General features: G+C 71.1%; 23 protein-coding genes. 9 read left to right on the forward strand and 14 right to left on the reverse strand.

The window, feature by feature from the left end; all coding sequences use genetic code 11:
- Positions 1-3 precede the first annotated feature (3 nt).
- From narH to IE206_RS15640, 5 genes are all read left to right on the forward strand, one after another.
- Entirely contained in the window at positions 4-1,548 is a 1,545-nt protein-coding gene (narH, locus tag IE206_RS15620) for a nitrate reductase subunit beta (RefSeq protein ID WP_189962750.1), read from the forward strand.
- Positions 1,545-2,186 (forward strand): nitrate reductase molybdenum cofactor assembly chaperone, encoded by a 642-nt coding sequence (narJ, locus tag IE206_RS15625; protein ID WP_189962751.1) that lies wholly within the window; start codon positions 1,545-1,547, stop codon positions 2,184-2,186. The genes narH and narJ overlap by 4 nt, the downstream gene beginning before the upstream one ends.
- On the forward strand, positions 2,186-2,911 hold the full coding sequence (narI, locus tag IE206_RS15630; protein WP_189962752.1) for a respiratory nitrate reductase subunit gamma: 726 nt from the start codon (positions 2,186-2,188) through the stop codon (positions 2,909-2,911). Before narJ ends, narI begins: the two co-directional genes overlap by 1 nt.
- A gap of 44 nt (positions 2,912-2,955) precedes the next feature.
- Positions 2,956-3,171 (forward strand): hypothetical protein, encoded by a 216-nt coding sequence (locus IE206_RS15635; protein ID WP_189962900.1) that lies wholly within the window; start codon positions 2,956-2,958, stop codon positions 3,169-3,171.
- 93 nt (positions 3,172-3,264) lie between these two features.
- Positions 3,265-4,851: an alpha/beta hydrolase gene (locus IE206_RS15640; protein WP_189962753.1), complete on the forward strand. Its 1,587-nt coding sequence runs from the start codon at positions 3,265-3,267 to the stop codon at positions 4,849-4,851.
- 175 nt (positions 4,852-5,026) lie between these two features.
- On the opposite strand, the gene moeZ is transcribed toward IE206_RS15640, so the two are convergent.
- The 12 genes from moeZ to IE206_RS15695 form a co-directional block, all read right to left on the reverse strand.
- The gene (moeZ, locus tag IE206_RS15645; RefSeq protein ID WP_189962754.1) at positions 5,027-6,205 is read right to left on the reverse strand and encodes an adenylyltransferase/sulfurtransferase MoeZ; all 1,179 of its coding nucleotides are present in this window, start codon (positions 6,203-6,205) and stop codon (positions 5,027-5,029) included.
- 63 nt (positions 6,206-6,268) lie between these two features.
- Positions 6,269-7,045 carry a spherulation-specific family 4 protein gene (locus tag IE206_RS15650; RefSeq protein WP_189962755.1) on the reverse strand — a complete coding sequence of 259 codons (777 nt, stop codon included), beginning with the start codon at positions 7,043-7,045 and terminating at the stop codon, positions 6,269-6,271.
- Positions 7,033-7,998: an NAD-dependent epimerase/dehydratase family protein gene (locus IE206_RS15655; protein ID WP_189962756.1), complete on the reverse strand. Its 966-nt coding sequence runs from the start codon at positions 7,996-7,998 to the stop codon at positions 7,033-7,035. Before IE206_RS15655 ends, IE206_RS15650 begins: the two co-directional genes overlap by 13 nt.
- A 145-nt stretch (positions 7,999-8,143) precedes the next feature.
- Positions 8,144-9,295 carry a hypothetical protein gene (locus IE206_RS15660; protein WP_189962757.1) on the reverse strand — a complete coding sequence of 384 codons (1,152 nt, stop codon included), beginning with the start codon at positions 9,293-9,295 and terminating at the stop codon, positions 8,144-8,146.
- Positions 9,292-11,013, reverse strand: coding sequence for a DUF3492 domain-containing protein (locus tag IE206_RS15665; RefSeq protein ID WP_189962758.1), 1,722 nt, complete (start codon positions 11,011-11,013; stop codon positions 9,292-9,294). Before IE206_RS15665 ends, IE206_RS15660 begins: the two co-directional genes overlap by 4 nt.
- Positions 11,014-11,204: 191 nt before the next feature.
- Positions 11,205-13,157, reverse strand: coding sequence for a dipeptide ABC transporter ATP-binding protein (locus IE206_RS15670; RefSeq protein WP_189962759.1), 1,953 nt, complete (start codon positions 13,155-13,157; stop codon positions 11,205-11,207).
- Positions 13,154-14,152, reverse strand: coding sequence for an ABC transporter permease (locus IE206_RS15675; protein ID WP_189962760.1), 999 nt, complete (start codon positions 14,150-14,152; stop codon positions 13,154-13,156). The genes IE206_RS15670 and IE206_RS15675 overlap by 4 nt, the downstream gene beginning before the upstream one ends.
- Positions 14,149-15,174, reverse strand: a complete 1,026-nt coding sequence (locus IE206_RS15680) for an ABC transporter permease (RefSeq protein ID WP_189962761.1) — start codon at positions 15,172-15,174, stop codon at positions 14,149-14,151. Before IE206_RS15680 ends, IE206_RS15675 begins: the two co-directional genes overlap by 4 nt.
- 2 nt (positions 15,175-15,176) lie before the next feature.
- Entirely contained in the window at positions 15,177-16,907 is a 1,731-nt protein-coding gene (locus IE206_RS15685; protein WP_189962762.1) for an ABC transporter substrate-binding protein, read from the reverse strand.
- Between the two features lie 168 nt (positions 16,908-17,075).
- Positions 17,076-17,171 (reverse strand): Ms4533A family Cys-rich leader peptide, encoded by a 96-nt coding sequence (locus IE206_RS43565; protein ID WP_317617795.1) that lies wholly within the window; start codon positions 17,169-17,171, stop codon positions 17,076-17,078.
- A gap of 88 nt (positions 17,172-17,259) precedes the next feature.
- Positions 17,260-18,513: a DUF3152 domain-containing protein gene (locus IE206_RS15690; RefSeq protein WP_226599894.1), complete on the reverse strand. Its 1,254-nt coding sequence runs from the start codon at positions 18,511-18,513 to the stop codon at positions 17,260-17,262.
- An 8-nt stretch (positions 18,514-18,521) separates the two neighbouring features.
- The gene (locus tag IE206_RS15695) at positions 18,522-19,559 is read right to left on the reverse strand and encodes an alpha/beta fold hydrolase (RefSeq protein ID WP_189962763.1); all 1,038 of its coding nucleotides are present in this window, start codon (positions 19,557-19,559) and stop codon (positions 18,522-18,524) included.
- Between the two features lie 135 nt (positions 19,560-19,694).
- Here IE206_RS15695 and IE206_RS15700 point away from each other — a divergent pair, with 135 nt between their 5' ends.
- The 3 genes from IE206_RS15700 to IE206_RS15710 all read left to right on the forward strand — a co-directional run bounded on the left by IE206_RS15700 (position 19,695) and on the right by IE206_RS15710 (position 21,072).
- On the forward strand, positions 19,695-19,916 hold the full coding sequence (locus IE206_RS15700; RefSeq protein ID WP_189962764.1) for an Rv3202a family protein: 222 nt from the start codon (positions 19,695-19,697) through the stop codon (positions 19,914-19,916).
- A 145-nt stretch (positions 19,917-20,061) separates the two neighbouring features.
- Entirely contained in the window at positions 20,062-20,703 is a 642-nt protein-coding gene (locus IE206_RS15705) for a TetR/AcrR family transcriptional regulator (RefSeq protein WP_053729923.1), read from the forward strand.
- A 141-nt stretch (positions 20,704-20,844) separates the two neighbouring features.
- Positions 20,845-21,072 (forward strand): DUF3107 domain-containing protein, encoded by a 228-nt coding sequence (locus tag IE206_RS15710; protein ID WP_053729924.1) that lies wholly within the window; start codon positions 20,845-20,847, stop codon positions 21,070-21,072.
- Between the two features lie 78 nt (positions 21,073-21,150).
- Here IE206_RS15710 and IE206_RS15715 read toward each other — a convergent pair whose 3' ends face one another.
- Complete coding sequence (locus IE206_RS15715) at positions 21,151-22,305, reverse strand: acyltransferase family protein (protein WP_189962765.1); 1,155 nt, start codon at positions 22,303-22,305, stop codon at positions 21,151-21,153.
- A gap of 269 nt (positions 22,306-22,574) precedes the next feature.
- Between IE206_RS15715 and IE206_RS15720 the strand changes: the two genes are divergently transcribed.
- Positions 22,575-22,838: a hypothetical protein gene (locus tag IE206_RS15720; protein ID WP_189962766.1), complete on the forward strand. Its 264-nt coding sequence runs from the start codon at positions 22,575-22,577 to the stop codon at positions 22,836-22,838.
- A gap of 28 nt (positions 22,839-22,866) precedes the next feature.
- Here the strand turns inward: IE206_RS15720 and IE206_RS15725 are convergent, their stop codons facing one another.
- Complete coding sequence (locus IE206_RS15725; protein WP_189962767.1) at positions 22,867-23,628, reverse strand: ferritin-like fold-containing protein; 762 nt, start codon at positions 23,626-23,628, stop codon at positions 22,867-22,869.
- Positions 23,629-23,777 lie beyond the last annotated feature (149 nt).

Here is a 23,777-nt window from a genome sequence, read left to right on the forward strand (position 1 = left end):
GTCATGCCCCGTCGCGAAGCGACCATTGGACGCGTCATGGCACAGATCGCCATGGTCATGAACCTCGACAAGTGCATCGGATGCCACACCTGCTCGGTCACCTGCAAGCAGGCGTGGACCAACCGGCAGGGCACCGAGTACGTCTGGTTCAACAACGTCGAGACCCTCCCCGGCCAGGGCTACCCGCGCCGCTGGGAGGACCAGGAGAAGTGGAAGGGCGGCTGGGAGCGCACCCGCTCCGGCAGGCTGCGGCTTCGCGCGGGCAGCCGCCTCAAGCGCCTCGGCCAGGTCTTCGCCAACCCCGAACTCCCCGGGATCGACGACTACTACCAGCCCTGGACGTACGAGTACAAGAACCTCATCGACGCCCCCGCGGGCAACGACCTGCCCGTCGCGCGGCCCGTGTCCGCTCTGACCGGCGAGCCCGTCGACACGATCGAGTGGGGCCCGAACTGGGACGACAACCTGGGCGGCGCACCCCAGAACGCCCCGCTCGACCCCATCGTCGAGAAGATCCGCGACGAGGTCGGCGAGAAGATCCGCTTCGAGTTCGAGCAGAGCTTCATGTTCTATCTGCCCCGGGTCTGCGAGCACTGCCTGAACCCCGCGTGCGTCTCGTCGTGCCCGTCCGGCGCGATGTACAAGCGCGAGGAGGACGGCATCGTCCTGGTCGACCAGGACGCCTGCCGCGGCTGGCGGATGTGTGTGACGGGCTGCCCGTACAAGAAGGTCTACTTCAACCACGCCACCGGCAAGGCCGAGAAGTGCACCTTCTGCTTCCCGCGCATCGAGGTGGGCCTGCCGACCGTGTGCTCGGAGACTTGCGTCGGCCGGATGCGCTACCTCGGCGTGATGCTGTACGACGCCGACAAGGTGGCCGATGCGGCGGCCGTCGAGGACGAACACGACCTGTATCCGAGCCAGTTGGAGTGCTTCCTCGACCCGGACGACCCGGCCGTGGCCGCCGCCGCGAAGGCCTCGGGCATCACCCACGAGTGGATCGAGGCGGCCCGCCGCTCCCCCGTGTACGACCTGATCGCCACCTACCAGGTCGCCCTTCCGCTGCATCCGGAGTACCGCACGATGCCGATGGTCTGGTACGTGCCACCGCTCTCACCGGTCGTCGAGGCGGTCGCCGCGAGCGGTCACGACGGCGAGGACGCCGGGAACCTGTTCGGTGCGATCGACGCGATGCGCATTCCGGTGGAGTACCTGGCCGAGCTGCTCACGGCGGGCGACACCCACCCCGTGGAGGCGGTCCTGCGCCGGATGGCCGCCATGCGCTCGTACATGCGGCGCGTGAACCTCGGCGAGGAGCGCGACGAGTCCATCGCACGGGCCGTGGGCCTGACCGGCACCGAGATGGAGGACCTGTTCCGGCTGCTCGCGATCGCCAAGTACGAGGACCGGTACGTGGTGCCGAGTGCGGCCCGCGCCGACGCCGACGCCCTCGCCGAGGCCCACCCGCTCGACGACACCTGCCCGGTCGGCGAGGTCGCCCCGAACCGTGTCCTGCTGAACCTCTCCCCGACCCGGAGGAGCGCATGACCCCCGAGAGCTCAGCCGTTCTGCGCCTGGTCGCGGCCCGCTGCCTGCACTACCCCGACGAGGCCTTCCATGACCGACTCCCTTTGCTGCACGACGCATTGATGGAATGCCCGGGCTCAGCGGCCGGGCAACTCCAGGCCTTCGTGGACGTGGCGGCGGCCACCGATCCGCTGGATCTGGCCGCGCACTACACGTCGACGTTCGACACCCGCAACCGCCGCTGTCTGTACCTGACGTGGTGGACCGACGGCGACACCCGGCGCCGGGGCCTCTCGCTCGTCCGGATCAAGCGGATCTACCGCGACCACGGCCTGGAGTTCAGTCACGAGGAGCTCCCCGACTTCCTTCCGGCCGCGCTCGAATTCGCCGGGCGCCACGAGGAGTCCGGCACCGAGCTGCTCCAGGAGCACCGGGCGGGCCTCGAACTGCTGCGGCTCGCCCTGACCGAGACCGGCACCCCCTACGCCGACGTCCTCGAAGCGGTCTGCGCGACCCTGCCCGGCGCCTCGCCCACCACGAAGGCCGAGGCGAAGGCGCTGGCCAAGGCGGGCCCGCCGCACGAGACCGTCGGCCTTGAGCCGTTCGGGCCCGGCGTCGAACTCCCCTGGCCGGGCTTCCCCGAGAGGAAGGCTTCCTGATGGACCTGTTCCTGTGGGGCGTGCTGCCCTACGTCTCGATCGCGCTGCTGATCGCGGGCACCTTCTGGCGGGCCCGCTACGACCGGTTCGGCTGGACGACCCACTCCACCCAGGTCCACGAGTCGCGGCTGCTGCGCATCGGCTCGCCGCTCTTCCACTTCGGCATGCTCTTCGTCGTACTCGGCCATGTGGTGGGCCTGGTGATCCCGCAGAGCTGGACGGACGCGGTCGGCGTCAGCGACCACACCTACCACCTGCTCGCCGTGTCGACGGGCGCGGTCGCGGGCGTCGCGGCGGCGGCCGGCATCGGCATTCTCGTCTTCCGCCGCTTCAAGGTCCCGGCGGTGCGCAAGGCGACGCTGCGCAGCGACCGCCTGATGTACCCATTCCTGCTCGGCGCCATGCTGCTCGGCCTGACGGCGACGATCCTCAACTCCACTGGCGCGACCGATGATTGCAACTATCGCGAAGGCATCTCCATCTGGTTCCGCTCGCTGTTCACCTTCCAGCCGGACTACCACCTGATGAGTGCGGCCCCGCTCGCCTTCCAGCTGCACATCCTGTTCGGCTTCACGCTGTTCGCGCTGATCCCGTACTCGCGCCTGGTCCACATGTTCAGCGCGCCGGTCCAGTACCTGTTCCGCCCGTACGTCGTCTACCGGCGCCGCGATCCGAAGCTGACGGCCGACCGGGCGGCGCGGCGCGGCTGGGAGCGGGTGCGATGAGCGGGCGGACCCTGGTGCGACCGCGACCCGGGCGAGCTCGACGGGTGGACGCCCGGCGCCTGATGGACCAGATCGCCGCGTTCGGAGAGCCCGGCCCGTTGTTCGTGATCACCGGCGGCGACCCGTTCCAGCGTGCCGACCTCAACGGGCACTCTCCACCTGTCTGGCCGAACGGATCGGCCGGGAGGCGGTGGACCGCCTGGTGGAGCCTCTGCTCGGCGGCGGAACGGGTGCTCGACCGGGCGCGCGTCCCGGGCTGAGCGGGCCGGCGCCCGGGCGGAGCCGGGCAGGGTGCCACCCCGATGGGCCGCCCCGCCCGCGCGCTCTTCCTGTTCCCGACGCAGGATGGGGGGATGGAACACCACCGCGCCCCGCGCAAGCGGACCCGGGCCGCCACGTTCAGCGCCGCCGCCGTACTGCTCGCCGCCGTCAGCTGTTCCAGCGGGGCCAAGGACGAGGGCGGGCTCACCTCGGGCACCGCCGACGCGGCCGAGCTCGCCACCCAGAAGCTGAACTGGAAGGCGTGCACCGCGCCCACCGCGGCCGAGGGCACCGGCTCCGCGCCCTCCCCGCTGCCCGGCGGCGCCCAGTGGAAGTGCGCCACCATGAAGGTGCCGCTGGACTACGCGAACCCCAAGGCCGGCACCCTCGACCTCGCCCTCATCCGTACCGAGGCCACCGACAAGGCACACCGCATCGGCTCGCTCGTCTTCAACTTCGGCGGCCCGGGCGGCTCCGGCGTCTCCACCCTGCCCGCCGCGGCCAGTGACTACGAGGGGCTGCGCGGCCGTTACGACCTGGTCAGCTTCGACCCGCGCGGGGTCGGCGCCAGCGCGCCCGTGCAGTGCGAGAACGACTCCCAGCTCGACAAGTACTTCGCCCAGGACGCCACGCCCGACGACGCCTCCACGGAGCAGGCGTACATCGAGGGCCTCAAGTCGTTCGCCACCGCCTGCCAGGACAACTCCGGCAAGGTGCTCCCCCACGTCGGCACCACCGAAGCCGCCCGCGACATGGACCTGCTGCGCCAGGTCCTCGGCGACCAGAAGCTGTACTACATGGGGATCTCGTACGGGACCGAACTCGGCGGCGTCTACGCCCATCTGTTCCCCAAGAACGTCGGGCGGGCCGTCTTCGACGCCGTCGTCGACCCCACCAACGACGTCGAGCAGAGCGCGATCGGGCAGGCCAAGGGCTTCCAGCTCGCCCTCGACAACTTCGCGCAGGACTGCGTGAACCGCGGCGACAAGTGCCTCCTGCGCGGCGCGAACGTACGAGAGGTCGAGGACGTCATCGTCAAGCTGCTCGCCCAGCTCAACACGAAGCCCATTCCGGCCGGCAACAGCGGCCGGCAGCTCACCCAGACCCAGGCCACCAACGGCATCGCCCAGGCCCTGTACTCCAAGGAGTACTGGCAGCTCCTCGAACAGGGCGTCGACGAGGCGGAGGGCGGACAGGGCGCGCTGCTCCTCGCCCTGTCCGACGCCATGAACGGGCGCTCCAAGGACGGCACGTACAGCAACATCCAGGCCGCCAATACGGCCATCAACTGCGCTGATTTCAAAGAGCGTTACTCACTGGAGCAAACGAAGGCCAAGCTCCCCGAGTTCCGCAAGGCCTCGCCCGTCTTCGGCGACTTCATGGCCTGGGGCCTCATGGGCTGCTCCCACTGGCCGGTCGTCGGCCAGTGGACCACCCCGGACGTGAGCGCACCGGGCGCCGCCCCGATCGTGGTCGTCGGCAACACGGGGGATCCCGCGACGCCGTACGTGGGCGCGAAGAACATGGTGGACAAGCTGGGCCCCGGGGTCGGCGTCGAGCTCACCTACAAGGGGCAGGGGCACGGGGCGTACAACAGCGGCAACAAGTGTGTGCAGGGGGCTGTGAACGCTTACCTCCTGGAAGGAAAGGTGCCTTCTGCGGGGGCCGTCTGCCAGTGACCCGGCGCCGCTTTGGGTGCGTTTTCGACTGCGGCTCGTCGTGGCCGGATGCGATCACGCAGAACGACAAAGGGGCCGGCCCGCACGAGAAGTGCGGGCCGACCCCCATGGCCTTAAGGGGCGCGGGGAACTGCGCGACCGGCCACGGACGGCCCGCGGTCCGAGTACCCAGCGCTTAGTAGATCGGCTTCTCCGGTTCGATCTGGTTGACCCAGCCGATCACGCCGCCCCCTACGTGGACCGCGTCGGCGAACCCCGCCGCCTTGAGGACCGCGAGGACCTCCGCCGAGCGGACGCCCGTCTTGCAGTGCAGGACGATGCGCTTGTCCTGGGGCAGCGATTCGAGCGCCGTGCCCATCAGGAACTCGTTCTTCGGAATCAGCTTGGCGCCCGGGATCGAGACGATCTCGTACTCGTTCGGCTCGCGGACGTCGATGATCTCGATCTTCTCGTCCGCGTCGATCCACTCCTTGAGCTGCTTGGGAGTGATCGTCGAGCCCATGGCCGCTTCCTGGGCCTCCTCGGACACGACGCCGCAGAAGGCCTCGTAGTCGATGAGCTCGGTGACCGTCGCGTTCGGGCCGCAGACCGCGCAGTCGGGGTCCTTGCGGACCTTGACCTGGCGGTACTGCATCTCCAGGGCGTCGTAGATCATCAGGCGGCCGACCAGCGGCTCGCCGACGCCCGCGAGGACCTTGATCGCCTCGGTGACCTGGATCGAGCCGATCGACGCGCACAGGACGCCGAGCACGCCGCCCTCGGCGCAGCTCGGGACCATGCCCGGCGGCGGGGGCTCCGGGTAGAGGCAGCGGTAGCAGGGACCGTGCTCGGACCAGAAGACGGAGGCCTGGCCGTCGAAGCGGTAGATCGAACCCCAGACGTACGGCTTGTTCAGGAGCACGCACGCGTCGTTCACCAGGTAACGCGTCGCGAAGTTGTCCGTGCCGTCGACGATCAGGTCGTACTGGCTGAAGATGTCCATCACGTTCTCGGCTTCGAGCCGCTCTTCGTGCAGGACGACGTTCACGTACGGGTTGATGCCGAGGACGGAGTCCCGCGCGGACTCCGCCTTGGAGCGGCCGATGTCGGCCTGGCTGTGGATGATCTGGCGCTGGAGGTTCGACTCGTCGACCTCGTCGAACTCCACGATGCCGAGCGTGCCGACACCGGCGGCGGCCAGGTACATCAGGGCCGGGGAGCCGAGACCGCCGGCGCCCACGGCGAGCACCTTCGCGTTCTTCAGCCGCTTCTGCCCGTCCATCCCGACGTCGGGGATGATCAGGTGGCGCGAATACCTGCGGACCTCGTCTACGGTGAGCTCAGCTGCTGGCTCGACCAGGGGTGGCAGCGACACGGAAACTCCGTCGGTCGGTAACTCAGTACGGTTGTTCTCTCCGTAACACTGCCACGCGCCCCCTCATTCCGAGATACCCGGTCCGATCCGCGAGACGATTTCGTCCCAGTAGCCGGGCAGGGTCTGGAATGGGTCGATATGGCCGTTCCCCCGGCCGGAGCGGTCGACGCGGTCCGTGAAGTAGATCGTGCCCGCGCCCTGCCAGCGGGCGATCCGCAGCGCCTCCTCCAGATGCGTTCGGGGCACCCCGTGCACCAGGTGGCAGAAGCGCTCCGACGGATAGTCGGCGGTCCATTCGGCCACCTGCGACCAGCGGTAGTCGGTCCACGGCCCGGTGTACGTGATCAGCTGGTCGGCGGCCTCCGCATAGCCGGGGTACGGGTGCGTCCCGTGCCCGAAGACCAGGTGGGCACCGTCGCGCAGGGCCCGCAGCGTGTCGGCGGTGCGCCGCATTTCGGGAAGCGCGTCTCGCTCTGTGGGACATCGGTCGAGCAGAAAGCCGTCGACCCGGTACCAGTCGAGGTAGCGGTGCGCCTCGGAGATCTGCTCGCCGAAGGGGCGGCTGCCGTACGCCGTGTCGACGTGGCCGAGCACCCGGATGCCCGCGTTGCGCAGTTTGCCGACGGCTTCGAGGCAGTGCGGGTCGGGCCGGCTGCCGGGGCCGCCGGGGGTGCCGCCGGAGACATTGAGCACGGCCCAGTGCAACGGCGTTCCGGGGCGGGTGAGTTCGGCCCATTCGACGGGGGCGACGAGCGGGTGGGCGTAGCCGGGGACACCGAGGCCGAGCCGGTCGGCGCCGGTCGCCGAGCGCTGCCCGAGGAGCCGGGTCAGATTCGGCATGCCGCCTCCATCCAGATGTCGGCGAGCGATTCCTCCAGGTTGATCCGGGGCCGCCAGCCGAGCCGGTCGCGGGCGGTGCGTACGTCGGCCTGCTGCCAGCTGCCGCAGCCGTCGGGGTACGGGGCGGGCGTGGCGAGGTGTTCGAGCGCGGCCTCGCCGGAGCGCGGGGAGCCGATGAGACCGGGGCGCATGACGGGCGGCCCGTCGAGTTCGTGCAGGGTGCCCGCGTAGCCCGCGACCCTGGCCAGGACGGCGGCCGCGTCGCGGAGCTTCACCGAGCGTCCGGTGCCGATGTTGACCACGCCCTGGGCGGCGGAGAGCGAGGCGGCGTGCACGGCCCGCGCCACATCGCGTACGTCCACGAAGTCCCGCTGCACGCCGAGCCCGCCGAGCTTCAGCTCGCCGTCGCCGGACTGCATGGCCCGCCGCATCGCTTCGGCCAGGCGCCCGAGCGGCGAGCCTGCGGGGGTGCCGGGGCCGACGGGCGAGAAGACGCGCAGCACGATCGCGTCGAGGCCGGAGCCGAGGACGAGTTCGGTCGCGGCGAGCTTGGAGACGCCGTACGGCCCGCCGGGGCGCGGCACGGCGTCCTCGGCGGTGGAGGAGCCGGGCTGCGAGGGCCCGTACTCCGAGGCGCAGCCGATCTGGACGAGACGTGCGCCGCAGCCGCTGCGCCGCAGGGCCTCGCAGACGGTGGCGACGGCGACGGTGTTGTGCCGGGTCAGCTCGCGGGCGCCGCCTCGGGTGGCCCCGGCGCAGTTGACGACGACCCCGGGGTGCACGGCGTCGAGGAAGCGGGTGAGGGCTCCCGGGCTGCCGGTGGCGAGGTCGAACCGTACGTCCGCGTCGTCGCCGCGCCCGAGGGCGGTGAGCTGCACGGCGGGGTCGGCGAGCAGGCGGTCGGCGACGAACCGGCCGAGGTATCCGTTGGCTCCGAGCAGCAGCACCCTCATCGCACGGTCCTTCCGTGCGGGCGGCGGGAGGCCGGTGGCAGGGCGGTCATGTGTCGTTCTCCTTCAATGCCGCCTCGCCCGCTCCGTAAGGGGGTCGGGCGATCGCGGCGCTTCGGTGGGGTGGGCGCGTCGGTCGTCGGGCGCCTCACTGGTCACAGTGGGCCGAGGCGCGGGCCAGCACGGCGGCGGCTCGGGCGAGCAGGGCGAGGGCGGCGGCGCCGCACACGGCGGCGGGCAGCGCCCCGGCGCCCCAGGTCCGCACCACGGCTTCGACGGGGCGGCCGAGGGCGGCGCAGCCGGGCAGCCGCCCGGCGAACACGAAGGCGAGCGCGAGCAGTTCGGCACTCGCGGCGGCGGCGAGCACCTTGGTCGCGGCTCCGGCAAAGCCGTGCGCGGCGAGCAGCCGGGCGAGCCAGAGCAGCACCCCGAGCGCGGCTGCGGCCGCGAACGCATCGGCGCCGTAGGCCAGTTGAGCGATCGCCAGGCATGCGGTGAGGCCGACGAGGAACAGGGCCACGGTCGCCAGGAGCAGCGGGCGGGAGCGCCCGGCGAACTCGGCGAGGCCCCGGCTGGATTCGAGCTTCCGGCGCGCCTGTACGGAGAAGAGGTGCGCGCACCACATCGCGGGGGCCACGGCGAAGGCGAGGCCGGTGGCGGCCGCCGGGTCGAGCGGCCAGCCTCCGTCGGGGCCGCCCCGCACGGCCTCGGCGAGCAACCCGTCGCCGCCGATGGCGTACGCCATGAGCCAGGCGGCGCAGAGGCGGGCAGCGGGCCTGGCGCGGGGGCCGGCGCGCAGGGGGCCGCGCCGCAGGGTCAGGGTGAGCGCGACGACGAAGGCGGCCGCGCCGACCGCCCCGGCCACGAGCCGGACCCCGCCGGCGGTGAGCTGGACACCCTCGACGGCGAGCGCACAGACGACGCCGGGCAGCAGGGCCCACAGCGCCCACCCGGCGGGCTCCGGAGCCAACTCCCTTGTCGCAGACGGCGTTTCGGTGTCGCGGGGCACGCGGGCGTAGAGCTCTTCGGCGAGCGAGAAGACGTCGCGGTGACGGAAGCGGGCGGCGGTGCGGTCGGTGACGCCGTGCGCTTCGAGGCCTGCCGCGATCTCCAGCGGGTCGACGGCGCGTTCGCAGAGTGCGCGGTGGCGGTGCATGAGGGCTCTGACGGGGTCGGCGGGGCCGCGCCGGGGGGTGGCGGCGCGGCCCGTGCCGCTCCGGTCGGGCGTCGGGGCGAGGGCGTCCTTGGGACGGGCGCCCCAGGCCGCTCCGGCGGCCGGGGCGGAGGGGATGTCGGTCACGCGTCCGCCCCTTCCGCTGCGGCGTCGAGGCGCTGCTGCAACAGGATCGCGATCGGGCCGCCCGCCCAACTGGGGCCGTTGGACGGCGAGTTGGACCGCACGCGAGCCGCGGTGGGGGCCGCCCAGCGGCCGGGCACATGGGCTTCGGCGGGGTGCGCGAAGGGCTGCGGGGCGACCGAGTCGTCGGCGTTCTCGCGGTGGACCGGGTTGTGCGACATGAGCTCCAGGTAAATGCCGCGAAATGCCGCGAGGTTCTGCTCCACGGTGAACAGTTCGAGCGCGCGGGCGCGGGCGGCGGCGCCCAGGCGCGAGCGCCGTTCGGGGTCGCGGAGCAGCGCCACGCAGGCATCGGCGAGGGCGCGCGGATTGCGCGGCGGCACCACCAGTCCCGTACCGCCGATGACTTCGACGACCGCGCCGGTGTCGGTCGAGACGGTGGCCCGGCCGCAGAACATGGCCTCGACGAGGCTGATGGGGAAGCCCTCGACGACGCTGGACAGGACGACGACGCTTCCGGCGGCGTACGCGTCGGCGAGTTCGGGCGCCTCGGGGCCGCCGATCTCCTCGAACGAGACGGGGTTGTCGCCGACCGCGTGGGCGTCGGCGGCTTCGTCGGGGAAGAGCTGGGCGGCGAGCGCCCGGCAGTGCGCGAGGTAGGTGACGGCCTCGGCGCCCTCGGCGGGCGCCGCGATCAGGCGCAGCCGCGCCTCGGGTTCGGCCTTGCGGACCTCGGCGAAGGCGTGGAGCAGCGCGATGAGGTCCTTGGCGGGCTCGATCCGCCCGACCCACACCAGGGTGTTGGGCTCGCCCTCGTACGCGCCCTCCCCCACCGCGTGGAACCGGTCGGCGGACATGCCGGGGTAGACGGTGCGCAGCTTGGCGCGGTCGGCTCCGCAGCGCTCCTGCCAGCGACGCGTGTGGGTGTTGCCGGGGGTGATGAGCTCGGCCCGCGCGTACACCTCGGCGGCGAGCCGGCGCTGGAAGGCAGCCTGCAACGCCCTTACCGGGACGGAGAGTTGGGCGTTGGCGAGGTATTGGGCGCGGAGCTGTACGCCGTACTCGGTGACCAGGAGCGGGACCCCGCAGAAGCGTTTGGCCAGCAGTCCGGGCAGGGCGGCGCGGCCGCCGGATGTGGCATGGCAGAGGTCGACCGCGCCGAGCGCGTCGTCGCCGTACCAGTCGAGGGAGAGCGGGCGCAGGGCGCGCTCCAGGAGAGTGGCGAAGGCGAGGTGGTCGGGCACCCGGGCGGCCTGCACGGCCCGGTTCGCGCCGGGGGCACGGCAGGCGGCTTCCAGAATGCGGACAGCCGTCTCGGAACGCAGCTCGCCGCCGAGCCCGCCGTGCTCACGCGCGAGGGAGGCGAGCCCGTAGAGCCCGTCCGAGAACGCGTCGCCGTCGGCCCGCTCGGTGCAGATGGAGCCGGCCAGCCGCCCGAAGTGCCCGGCGAACTCCCGGCGTTCGCGCCGCCCGTACCCGCGCTCGGCGCGTCTGCGCCCGGCGTGACAGGTTTCGGGCGCGGCCCAGGGAGAGGCGGTACGCACCTGACGCACGTGCGGAGGCAGCGCGAGCAGCCCCTGTTGTTCCTGCTCGGCACTCCGACTGAGCGCGAATATGTCGAACTCGTGCCGCGCGAGCCCGCGCACGAGCCGGTCGCACCACAGCCTGGACTCACCGGTCGTGTACGGATAACCGCCATCCGTGAGCAGTCCGATCCGCATGTGCGCACCCCCGATCTCCCTTGTGGGCGGCCACCGTTGGCAACGGCGACTCGCAGCGGGACGAACGTAAGCGGTTATGCCGGTGGCGCGACGGACGGTTGTCCATCGCGCCACCGGAAGGGGTGAATGCACGTAACTTTCCCGACCCGATGGCGTTCGGTCGCGCTACGGGTCGATTCGGTCACACACGGCTACGCCACGGCCACTTCCTCGGGGGCCGCCTCCCGGGATGCCTCGCGCAGCTCGCGCCGGGCCGCGCGACGGGTGGCGGCGAGCGCGGGATCCAGCGAGGGTACGGCGGCGAGCAGCTGCCGGGTGTACGGGTCCTTCGGCGCCCCGTACACGACGTCGACCTCGCCCTCCTCCACGATCCGCCCCTGCCGCATGACGGCGACCCGGTCGCTGACCTGCCGCACCACGGCGAGGTCGTGCGCGACGAAGACGAGCGCGAGCCCGAGCTCGCGCTGCAACTGGCCGAGCAGCGCGGTGACTTGAGCCTGGGTGGTGACGTCGAGCGCGGATACGGGCTCATCGCACACGATGAGTGTCGGCTCGGCGGCCAGCGCGCGGGCGATCCCTACGCGCTGGCGCTGGCCGCCGCTGAACTCGTGCGGGTAGCTGTCGTAGCGATCGGGGTCGAGACCCACCTTCTGGAGCAGCTCGCCGACCCGCTCCCGGATGCGGCTGTCGTCCCGCTCTCCTCTCGCCCTGAGGGGGTCGGCCACGGATTCGCCGATGGACCGGCGGGGGTTGAGGGAGGAAACGGGGTCCTGGAAGACCATCTGGACGTCGCCGGTGCCGGTGACGCGCCCGGCGCTGGGCCGGAGCAGCCCGACCAGCATGCGGCCGAGGGTGGTCTTCCCGCTCCCGCTCTCTCCGACGATGCCGAGGGTTTCCCCGCGGCGGACGGCGAGGCTGACACCGTCGACGGCGGTGAATGCGGTTCGGCCGCGGCCGAAGGTCTTGTGGAGGCCGGTCGCTTGGAGCACGACGCCGCCTTCTTCGGAGCCCTCCCCCACCCCGCCCCTCCCCGAGACCCTCCGGGGGTGGGATTCGGATGCGGCCTGGTGGCCGGCAACGGTGGGCAGCGACTGGGGTTCGGAGGGCTCCGGTTCGGCTGCGGACCGTGCGTGGCCGCTCGCGCAGTTCCCCGCGCCGCTGCCGGGGTCGGACACCCCGGCATCCCCACACCGACCGGCACCGGCCGTCGCTTGCGAATCGCCCTCACCGGCACCTCCAGCCCGCCCGGCGTTTGAGGACGAGCGCCTTTCGGGCGCGAACGGGGTCTGGGGCGGATCCCCAGCAGCATCCACCGGGTCGCGGCCGGGCGCACTCCCCCGGAGGGTCTCGGGAAGGGGCGGGGTGGGGGAAAGCCTTGGCACAGCCGACAGCAGCGCCCGTGTGTACCGCTCCCGCGGAGCCCCCAGCACAACTCCCACCGGCCCCCGCTCCACCTCCCTCCCCGCCCGCATCACCAGCACCTCGTCCACGCTCTCCGCCGCAACCCCCACGTCATGGGTGACCAGGACCAGGCCGAGACCCGTCTCGCGGCGCAGATCGTGCAGCAGGTCCAGGATCTGCGCCTGGACGGTCACGTCGAGCGCGGTCGTCGGCTCGTCCGCGATCAGCAGGCGCGGCTCGCACGCCAGCGCCATCGCGATCAGGGCCCGCTGCCGCATGCCCCCGCTGAACTCGTGGGGGCGGGAGCGGGACTTGCGGGCCGCGTCCGGGATGCCCACCCGGTCCAGGACCGAGACGGCGCGGGCCCGGGCGGCCCGCCGGGAGCCGCCCTTGTGCACCCGGTACACCTCCGCGATCTGGTCGCCGATCGTGTAGTACGGGTCGAGCGAGGACAGCGGGTCCTGGAAGACCATCGCCGCCAACCCCCCGCGCAGGGAACGGAGTTCGGAGTCGGAGGCGGCCATCACATCCACCCCTGCTACCCGGATCGCACCCGTAACCCGCGCCCCCGTACCCCGGTGCAGGCCGAGCAGCGCGTACGCCGACGCGCTCTTGCCCGAGCCGGATTCGCCGACCACTCCCAGCGCCGCCCCGGGCCGGAGCGCGAAGGAGAGGCCGTCGACGGCCCGTACGTCGCCGAAGGAGATGCCGAGGTCGGACACCTCGACCAAAGGCTCGGTCATGAGAGCACCACCCGTCGATCCGCCATCGCGTACAGGACGTCCGCGACCGCATTGGCAAGCACCACGAAGAATCCGGTGGTCAGGACCACGCCGACCACCACCGGCAGGTCGACCGTGCGCACCGACTGCACGAGCTGCTGCCCGATGCCCGGGATGCCGAAGAGCGTCTCGGTGAGCACCGCGCTGCCGAACATGGTCCCCGCGTCGAGCGCGCTGAGCGCGATGACCGGGGCGACCGCGCCGCGCAGCGCATGGCGCCCGACGACGGCCCGCTCGGTCAGCCCGTACGCCCGGAACGTGCGCACATGGTCCTCGGCGAGCGTCTCCAGCATCGAACTCCTGGTCAGCCGCGCGTATTTGGCCGATTCGATCAGGGCGAGGGAGAACCAGGGCAGCAGCAGGCCCCAGAACCACTGTTGCGGGTTGTCCGTGAACGGCACGTACTGCGGGAACGGCAGCCACTGCAGCGTCGAGCACAGGATGATGATCAGCAGCAGGCCGATGACGAACACCGGCGTGGACGTGCCCGCCAGGGTCAGCCAGGTCAGCAGCCGTTCGGTCATTCCGCCGCGCTTCCACGCGGAAAGCACCCCGGTGCCGACGCCGATGAGCAGCCACAGCACGAACGCGCCGACCACCAGCGAGCCGGTGACCGGGAGCTTGCCGAGGATGAGGTCGGTGACCTGCTCGTCGGTGCGGTAGGACTGGCCGAGGCAGGGCGTCGAGCAGTGCACCATCCCCGTACCGGACGAGAAGTCGCGGCCGGCGAAGATGCCCTGGACGAAGTGGCCGTACTGGAGGTACAGCGGGTCGCCGAGCCTCAGCTTGTCGTGGACCAGGGCGACTTGCTGCGGCGAGCAGCGTTCGCCGCAGACGATCTGGGCGACGTTGCCGGGAGCCACGTAGAACACGGCGTACACGATGACGGACAGGGCGAGGAGCACGAAGACGGCTCCGGCGATCCGCCTCAGCAGAAAGCCCGTGAAGCCGGTCAACTTGCCTTCTCCTTGAGCGACTTACGAGGTGACTGACGAAGTGGCTTACGCGACTTGAGCCCCTTGCGGGTGCCCACCCGGAGCCTCGATGCCGCTCTCGGGTCAAGCGCCGTCCGCACACCCTCGCCAATCACCGTCAGCGAGAGGACGGTGATGAAGAGCAGGCCGGCCGGCAGGAGCAGATAGGTCGGGGCCGCCTGGTACCAGGTGTTGGCGTCGGTGAGCATCTGGCCCCAGGACGGGGTCGGCGGCTTGATGCCCACCCCGAGGAAGGACAGCGCCGCCTCGGCCACCACATTGGTGGGGACGAGCAGGACCGCGTACGTGATGACGGGCGCGGCGAGTGCGGGAAGCAGCTCGCGGCGGGCGATCGCCCAGGTGCCCCAGCCGCTGAGCCGCGCCGCCGAGACGTGGTCGAGCGTCTTGAGCGAGAGGGCACCCGCCCGCACGATCTTCGACGTGCCGAACCAGCCGAGCCCGGCGATGATCAGCGTGATCAGGACCGGCCGCGGGATCGAGGCCGGGGCCACCGCGAGCAGACCGAGCGTGATGACGAGCATCGGCAGGGCGGCCGCGACGTCGGTGACACGGCTGACGATCTGGTCGGCCCAGCGGCCGCCGAGCGCGGCGAACAGGCCGAGGGCGACACCGAGCGCGACCTGGATGAGGGTGGCGACGAAGGCGACGCCGAGCGAGACGCGGGCGCCGTAGACGATCCGGGCGAACAGGTCGCGGCCGGTCTGCGGCTCGACGCCGAGCCAGTGCTCCCCGCTGATCCCGCCGAACGGGCCGATGGGCACGCCGCCGCTGGCCGAGTCGACGAGCGTGGGGTGGAAGGCGTTGGGGTCCTGGCCTTCGAGCGCGGTGAGCAGCGGGGCCGCGAGTGCGACCAGGACGAGCAGGACGAAGACGGCCGCCGCGGCGGTGACCGCGCGCTGGGCGCGCAGCCGCCGCCAGAAGAGGCGACCGCCGGGGGCGGGCGCGACGACGCCCGCCCCGGTGGTCAACAGGGCTTCGGACATGGCTACTTGACCGCTACCTGCGAGATGTCGAGCACGCCGGTCCAGTCGCTGATGACGACGTTCTTGACGTCCTTGCCGACCAGCCGCTTGTAGACGGGGTGGAACAGCGGCACGACCACGGCCTGCTCGCCTATCTTCTTGTCGAGCGCGCCCCAGCGCGGGGCGGCCGCGGTCAGGTCGGTCAGCTTGTTGATCTCGTCGATCTCGCTGTTGACGGAGGCGTCGTTCAGGAAGCCGGTGTTGAAGTTGGCCCCGTCCCGCACGATCTGGCGCCCGTCGAAGATCGGCGCGAGGAACGGGCCGCCGGAGGGCCAGTCGGCGCCCCAGCCGCGCAGGAAGAAGCCGGGCTCCTTCTTCGCGCTGGCCACGGTGTCGTTGTAGTCGTTGCCTTCGAGGCCCTGGAGCTTGACGGTGATGCCCGCCTTCTTCAGCGCGTCCTGGAGGGCGGTGGCGACCTCGGGCCCCTTGGGGCCGCCCTTGGCGTTGGAGTGGGTGAGCGTGACGGTGAGCCCGTCGGCGTAGCCCGCCTCCTTCAGGAGCTCCTTGGCCTTGGCCGCGTTGCCGGACGCGCCCGCCGGGAAGAGGTCGTACGGGGTGTACCCGAAGGCCTTCTGGTGAGGCAGGAAGGTGGTGGCGGGCTCGGCGAGCGAGGAGCCGCCCACGGCGTTGACGGCCGAGGTGCGGTCGACGGCGTACGCGATGGCCTGGCGGACCTTGGGGTTGTCGAAGGGCTTCACGTTCGGGTTGAACGCGATGTAGTTGGTGTAGCCGAAGTGCCCGGTGCCGACCCGCGCGGCGAGCTGCTTGTCGCTGGTGACCTTGGCGAGTTCGGCCGGTCCCAGGTTGGTGTCGGTGGTGACGGCGGCGGCGTCCGGGCCCTGGGACGCGGAGAGCCGCTGGTTGATGACGGCCTGGTCGAGCCCGGAGCGTACGTCGATGGTGTCGGGGTAGGCCTTGCGCTCGGTGTCGGTCGCCTCGGACCAGTGGGGGTTGCGCTCCAGGACCAGGTGCTCGCCGTCGTTCTCGTTCTTGACGACCTTGTACGGGCCCGAGGAGACGGGGTGCTCCTCGTACTTGGTGCCGTTGTCCTTGGCCTTGGGGACCGGCGCGAACTGCGTCTGGGTGGCGAGGAAGGGGAACTCGCCCTCGGGCTTGTTCAGGTGGAACACGATGGTCTTGGCGTCGGGCGTCTCGATCGAGGCGAGCCCCTTGCCGCCGTCCTTGTAGGGGCCCTGGTACTGGGCGCCGCCGACCAGCCAGTCCCTCAAGTACGGTGCGCCGCCGGACAGTTCGGCGGCAAAGGAGCGCTCGATGCCGTACTTGATGTCGGCGGTGGTGATCGGGCTGCCGTCCTCGTAGGTGAGGCCGTCCTTGAGCGTGTACGTCCACACGGTGGCGTCGGCATTGGGCCTGCCCGTGTCGGTCGCGAGGTCGGGCACCACCTTCGTGCCTTCGGCGCCGTTCTCGCGATTGCGGGTGGTCAGGGTGCGGAAGACGAGCGAGGGGACGTTGCCGCCGCCGGAGGTGTAGAGCCGCGCGGGGTCGAAGTCGGTCTGCGCCTCGTTGTTGAGGACGCTGAGCGCGCCGCCCTTGTGGGGCGTGCCGGACGCGCCGGACCCGGCGCTCTTGGCGCCGCCGTCCTCGGGGCCGCAGGCGACGGCGCCCACGGCGAGAACCACGGCTATCGCTGCCGCTCTGGCGACATTCCCCGACGAAATGGACGTGTGACGCATCGGAAGTAGACCTCTCGGTAACTGCTGGGCAGGGCGGGAAATACGGGCGCCCACAGCACCGAAAGGAAAGGGGGTGGCCGCGCCCGCGTGCGGAAACCGTGCGAAAGCACGGGAATGCCCGGGCGCAAAAAAGGGAAAAGGGGGAAATCGAACGCGCTCGGGACGGCGTCAGCTACAGAGAATGTCGGCCACGCTGTGCCCGGTCACGCCGATGAGCGCCAGCTCGATGGCGGCGCGTTCGGGGGTGGCGTGACGGTGCGACATGCCGAGAAATATGAACGACCCGCTGTTCACTGTCAATCGAGAACGAGACGGCCGTCCCACATCGTGGACATGTCGCACCGTGGCGGGATCAACCCTGGGGGTACACCCAGGGGTTGGGCAGGCACTTGATCCCGTCGATGTCCAGGGACTTGGTCTGCTGCTGCATCACCGGGGCGAGCGCGCCGGGCGTGCGGCAGCTCACATGGTTGTGCCCGAGCCGGTGGCCGACCTCGTGATTGATGAGCATCTGCCGGTAGGTGAGCATCGCCTTGCCCCAGCCGAACGTCTCCGAGCCCTGCGCCCAGCGGAACGCGTTGATCATCACGCGGTCGGTGGCGGCCGAGTCGCAGGAGACGTTGTCCTCGTTGGTGTCGAGCCCGGACTTGGCGCACCAGGCGCCGGTGGTCCCGGGGCTGGCCAGCGTGACGATGAAGTCCGGCTTGCCCGACGAGATCCGCTCGAAGGTCATCGTGCCGCCGTGGCCCCAGCTGCGGTCGTCGTTGAGGGTCTTCTGCACGGCCTCGGCGAAGAGCGCGCCGTCCAGGCCGAGCCCCTGCTCGACGTCGACCCGGTAGCGGTACTTGCGCCCCTTGCCGGGCGCCGCGTCGAACCCGGGCACGGCGTCGAACGTGCCGGACGCGGTGAGCTTGGGGTCCAGCGGGAACTGCTGGGCCATCTTCTGGTCGTACGTCTGGACCGCGGGGGCCGCCTGCGGGGTGGCCCGCTCGCTGCCCCGGGAGGCCGAACTCCCGTCCGTGTCACGGTCGCTGTCGCCGGTGGACCGGCCGGCGACATCGTGCTTGTTGCCGTCCGAGGTGACCTGCCCGGCGACGACGACCGCGAGCACGGTCGTCACCGCGGCGGCCGCGATCCCGGTGAACGTCCGCCCCTTGGAGCCCTTCGAGCCCTTGGAGCCGTTCGACTCCTTGGCCTTGGCGTCGGGTTCGGGCGCCGGGGACGCGAGGCCGACGGTGCGGTTCGCCCCGGTGTCGGCCGGCGGGGGCCCGTCGAAGGCCTCGATGGAGGAACGCCGCGGGCCCGGGATGCGGGCCGCGGCGCCGTAAGGATTCTGCTGGACGGTGTGCGGCCTGCCGTGCCAGTCGCCGCGGCGGGCCTGGGCATCGGGCCCGTGCTCGGGGTGCTGCGGATGTCCGCCGCGCACCTGCGGGGTGCCGAAGGCCGGAGTGCCGCCGCCGTGGTGCGGGGCGGGGCCGTCGCCCGGGGCCTGCCGTCTGCGCCGGCCGCTGCCGGAGGCGACGGCCGACTCGGCCTGCGGGGCCGGGGGCGTTTCGGGTATGGGCACCGAGTCGCTGGGGCCCTTGGGTCGGCTGTGTCGTCCCACGCCCCGGATCAGCTCCTGTTTTCGCGGTCGGTGGTTTCTCGGTCGCCGGTATCCCGGCCGGGGGCCGCCCGGCCGGCGCCGCGGTGTCTGCCGGCGCTCTCGTCGAGCAGCTCCCGCACGGCCTGGGCGACCGTCGCGGGATACTCCATCATCGCCACGTGCCCGGCATCGGGCAGCGTGAGGAGCCGCGAGTCGCGGAAGGCGGCCGCGGCCCGGCGGGCCATCCGGTACGAGACCAGCTGGTCGCGCTGCCCGTAGACGAGCAGCGTCGGCGCGAGCACCCGCTCCGCCTGCCGCCACAGTCCGTGCTGGCCGCCCAGCGTGTAGGCGTCCACGATGCCCCGCGCCGAGCGGGTCATCGCGTCCCAGAAATAAGGGAGTTGGAGGCGCCGCTCCATCTCCTGGACCGCGGCCTCGAACCCCTCCGGGCTCACCCGGCCGGGGTCGCCGTAACAGAGGGCCATCACGCCCCGGGTGCGGTCCTCGGCGGTCCAGTCCCGGCTCAGCCTCGCGAACAGCGAGGCGACGCCCGGCAGCGCGACCAGCGCGGTCGGCCAGGCGCTGCGCTGCACGCGGATCTCGGGGAGCGCGGGCGAGATGAGGGTGAGGGTGCGCACCAGGTCGGGGCGTACGGCCGCGACGCGGGTCGAGACGGCGCCGCCCAGCGAGTTGCCGATGAGGTGGACGGGGCCGCGGCCCGCCGAGTCGAGCAGGCGGATCACGGCACGGGCGTGGCCGGTGACCGAGTAGTTGCCGTCGTCCGGCGGCGGGGAGTCCCCGAAGCCGGGCAGATCGAGCGCCTCGCCCTCCAGGCGGTCGGCGAGCAGCGGCATCAGCGTCGACCAGTTCTGCGAGGACCCGCCGAGCCCGTGGACGTACAGCGCGGGTTCCAGGCCGGGGCCGGTGCCGGGGCGCGACCGGACGGTCAGGGTGAGACCGGGCAGGCTCACGGAGCGCAGTTCCTCGCCCTCCACGACCCTGACCGCTCCCACCCGTGGCGCCAGGGAGGCGGCGGCGAGGGTTTCCGGCAGCTCGGTCGAAGACATGCGGCAATGTTACGAGACGATCACGCCGTGGTTCATGTGTTCGCCATCACAGGCCGTATAGCGGCTTGCCCGGGGAACTCCTAGGCTCATAAGGGAGCCCCCGAATCACTCGAAGTGCAGGAAAAGGGAGCAGCCATGTCCGTCGATCCCAGCGATCCGGAAACCTTCCAGGACGAAGACGACGACACCGCGGAACTGTCCGAGGAGACCAACGAGGCGGACGCGGCCGAACAGCACACGGACGTACGACAGGACCACGACGACCCGCTGACCCGCGTCGACCCCGGCGCCGCCAACGAGGCCGACGCCGTCGAACAGGCGCGCGTGGTCGCCCTCGACGAGGACGACTACCGATGATTTGTTCGGTTTCCCGCGGGTATCTCCGGCTACCCAGCGCGTCCGGTCCGTGAAATTCTGCGTTCGCACCGCGCACAGCCGGGTTACCCAAAAGTACGATGGCGGCGCGCGTACATCGCGCACCGGAACAACTTTGGGAGGCGGCGTGACAGCCATCGAGCAGACCGAGGCGGCGCGCCCGCGAGGCACGCGCCTGCCGCGCCGGGCCCGCCGCAATCAGCTCCTGGGCGCGGCTCAGGAGGTTTTCGTCGCACAGGGTTACCACGCGGCCGCGATGGACGACATCGCCGAGCGCGCGGGCGTCTCCAAGCCGGTGCTCTACCAGCACTTCCCCGGCAAGCTGGAGCTCTACCTGGCCCTCCTCGACCAGCACTGCGAGTCACTCCTGCACGCGGTCCGCACCGCCCTGGCGTCGACCTCGGACAACAAGCTCCGCGTCGCCGCGACCATGGACGCCTACTTCGCGTACGTCGAGGACGAGGGCGGCGCCTTCCGGCTCGTCTTCGAGTCGGACCTCACCAACGAGCCCGCCGTGCGCGAGCGCGTGGACCGGGTCAGCCTCCAGTGCGCCGAGGCGATCTCGGACGTCATCGCCGAGGACACCGGCCTCTCCAAGGACGAGTCGATGCTGCTCGCCGTTGGCCTGGGCGGGGTCTCCCAGGTGGTCGCCCGCTACTGGCTCTCCAGCGAGTCGGCCATCCCCCGCGACCAGGCGGTCCAGCTCCTCACCTCGCTCGCCTGGCGCGGTATCGCGGGCTTCCCGCTGCACGGCACCGAGGGCCACTGAGCGGCCGGCGCGCGGTCATTCCTGAATTCTGTTCGCTCCTGGCGTTCTGCGACCGGCCATTTCCGGTCGCCTCCCCGGGCTAATGTGTGCAGCGTACGGCGCGGCTGACCGCGCACCGCACGAGGTCGGAGGGACATAGCCGTGGAGGTCAAGATCGGCGTGCAGCACGCACCCCGGGAGATCGTTCTGGAGAGCGGGCAGTCCGCCGAAGAAGTCGAGAGCGCGGTATCCGACGCCCTCGGCGGCAAGGCGCAGCTGCTCAGCCTCACGGACGACAAGGGCCGCAAGGTCCTGGTACCGGCCGACAAGATCGCATACGTGGAAATCGGCGAGCCGGCGGTCCGCCGCGTGGGCTTCGGCGCGCTGTAGTACACAAGGACACGAAGAAGGGGTGCCACCAGTGATCACTGGTGGCACCCCTTCTTTTTCGTTTCCCCGGTGTCCCGCTCAGTGGACTCCCGCATTGTGCAGGGGCCGCCGCTCCTCGGGAGCGGGCGGAAGCGGGGGCAGCGGCCGAGTCCGTCGACGGGCGGGAGAATTGAGGCGTACGTCTTCGATGCCGCGCTTCATGGCGTCGCGGACCCACTTGCCCGCGGGGCGTTCCACGAGGCGGTGGATGAGCCAGGCGGCAGTCATCATCAGCGCGATCACCGCGCCCACGAGCACGGGTGCGGGGAGCAGATGGCGGAAGTGGTGGATCAGCGTCATGCCGATGAACATGTGGATCAGATACAGCGGATAGGTGATCGCGCCGGCCGTGGAGAGCCATGTCCACTGGACCTTGTCGAAGGCGCCCAGGGCGATCGCCCCGACGACGGCGAACCCGGCGACGACGATCAGCCGGACCGGCCAGCTCGGCAGCTGATCGGCGGCGACGTGACCGAGGTTGATGGCGACGCGGTAGTGGATGTACCGCTGCGCGAGCAGGAGTTGGAACAGGACGATGCCCCACAGCAGGGCGTTGGATCCGAAGCGGCGCATCAGATAGAAGGCGATGCCGGCGATGAAGTACGGCGCGTACTGCGGCATCGCGAACGCTGCGAGCGCCGGGATGCCGAGGCTGGGCGCGAGGGCCGCCGCCACGGTCCAGGCGCCGCAGAAGATCAGCACGTTGCGGTAGGTCACTCCGCAGAGCACGACGATCGCCATCAGGACGTAGAACTTGAGCTCCACGAAGAGCGTCCAGTACACGTCGTCGACGTTCCTCGTGTTGTTGCCCGCCTGGACCATCGTCAGGTTGACGACGACGTCGTCCCAGCCGCGTATCGAAGTGATCTCCGGCCATTTGTTGACGACCAGCGCGGTCAGCGGCACGGCGACCCAATAGGCCGGAAACAGCCGGGAGATCCGCGAGACGGCGAAGTCGCCGAGGCTGCGGCCCCACACGCTCATGCAGATCACAAACCCGCTGACCAGGAAGAACACCTCGACCCCGAGCCAGCCGAACTCGGCGAACCTGTGCAGCGTCGGGAAGACCGTCACCGGGTCGTGGCCCCAGGGTCTGCTCAGCGCGAGGTAGTGGTAGCAGACCACCATCAGAGCGGCGACGAGCCGGAGCCCGTCCAACGCTGCGAGTCTGGGCACCGGCCGACGCTGGCTCATGGTGTGACCTCCGTGCCGCCGAACGGCACCCGAGAGAACGAAGGAGCCCCGGCGCCAGCGCGGAGTCACCTGTGCGGAACCTACGTGCGGCTTCTGCTCGCACGGCATCGGTTGACACCAGGTGTGACCGTAAGCACATAAGAATGGGGACCGTCCGAGGACACGCCCGCGTTGCTTCCTCCCAGTGAGGGGAGGGTTGCGTTCCGCAGGGCTCGGGTAGGACGGCTGTGACCGATCCGCCCTGGCCGCACCCCCGGGAGGCGACGCACATGCTTCTTGAAGCCCTTGGCTCCGTACTGCTGGGATTCGCCCTCGCGTGGGCCGCCGCGGCTCGGCTTTCCCACCGGCTGCCCGACCGTCGCACCGTTCTGTCCGTCGGCCCGCTCGCCGCACTCTTCGGCGCGTTCCTGACGCATTCGGCGATCGGCCCGGGTCATGGAGTGACGACGGTGCTCGGCGCCACCTTCGTCGCGTCCGTCCTGCTCTCGCTGCTGCTGCGGCCGACCCGCCGCCTGCGCCGTTCGGCGGCGTAGGCGGCGGTTTAGTACTCGCTCCTACGGATCAGGCCGCGAGACCCAGCGCCGCCATCCGCTTGGTGTGGGCCTTGGTGATCCGGGTGAACATCTCGCCGACCGCCGCGAGGTCGAAGCCCGCGGCCACCCCGTCGACCCCGCCGACCAGCATCGTCGAGAGCGCGTCGCGCTCGGCGACCACGCGCTGGGCCTGCGAAAGGGCCTCGCCCATCAGACGCCGCGCCCACAGCGCGAGCCGGCCGCCGACGCGCGGGTCCGCCTCGATCGCGGCCCGCACCTTCTCCACGGCGAAGTTGCCGTGCCCGGTGTCGTCGAGGACCGACAGGACCAGGGAGCGGGTGTCGGAGTCCAGGTGGTTGGCGACCTCGCGGTAGAAGTCGCTCGCGATCGAGTCGCCCACGTACGCCTTGACCAGGCCCTCCAGCCAGTCCGACGGGGCGGTCTGGTGGTGGAAGTCGTCGAGGGCCTTGGCGAACGGCTCCATCGCGGCCGTCGGCTCGGCGTCGATCTGCGCGAGCCGGTCCCGCAGCCGCTCGAAGTGGTGGAACTCGGCGGACGCCATCTTCGCCAGCTCCGCCTTGTCCTCCAGGGACGGCGCCAGCTTCGCGTCGTCCGCGAGCCGCTCGAAGGCCGCGAGCTCTCCGTAGGCGAGGGCGCCGAGGAGGTCCACGACCGCGGCGCGGTACTGGGGAACCGCGGAGGCCGTCGCCCAGTCCTGGGCGGCGATCCCGGTGCGCTCGGGCTCCGGGGTGGTTTCTTCGGCTGCAGTGGCGTTGTCAGACGTCTCCATAAACCGCACAATAGCCCGCCGGGGACGGGCTGTAAGGGCCTCCTTGCTCACACCCGTCGCACCGGTCTCGCGAATTCTCCCAACACACATGCGCGAATCCGGGGTACAGTGGTAATGCGCCTGCCGAGTATTTCGACGGGCTGCACGAA

It is taken from the genome of Streptomyces violascens (assembly GCF_014649955.1).
GTDB lineage: Bacteria > Actinomycetota > Actinomycetes > Streptomycetales > Streptomycetaceae > Streptomyces > Streptomyces violascens.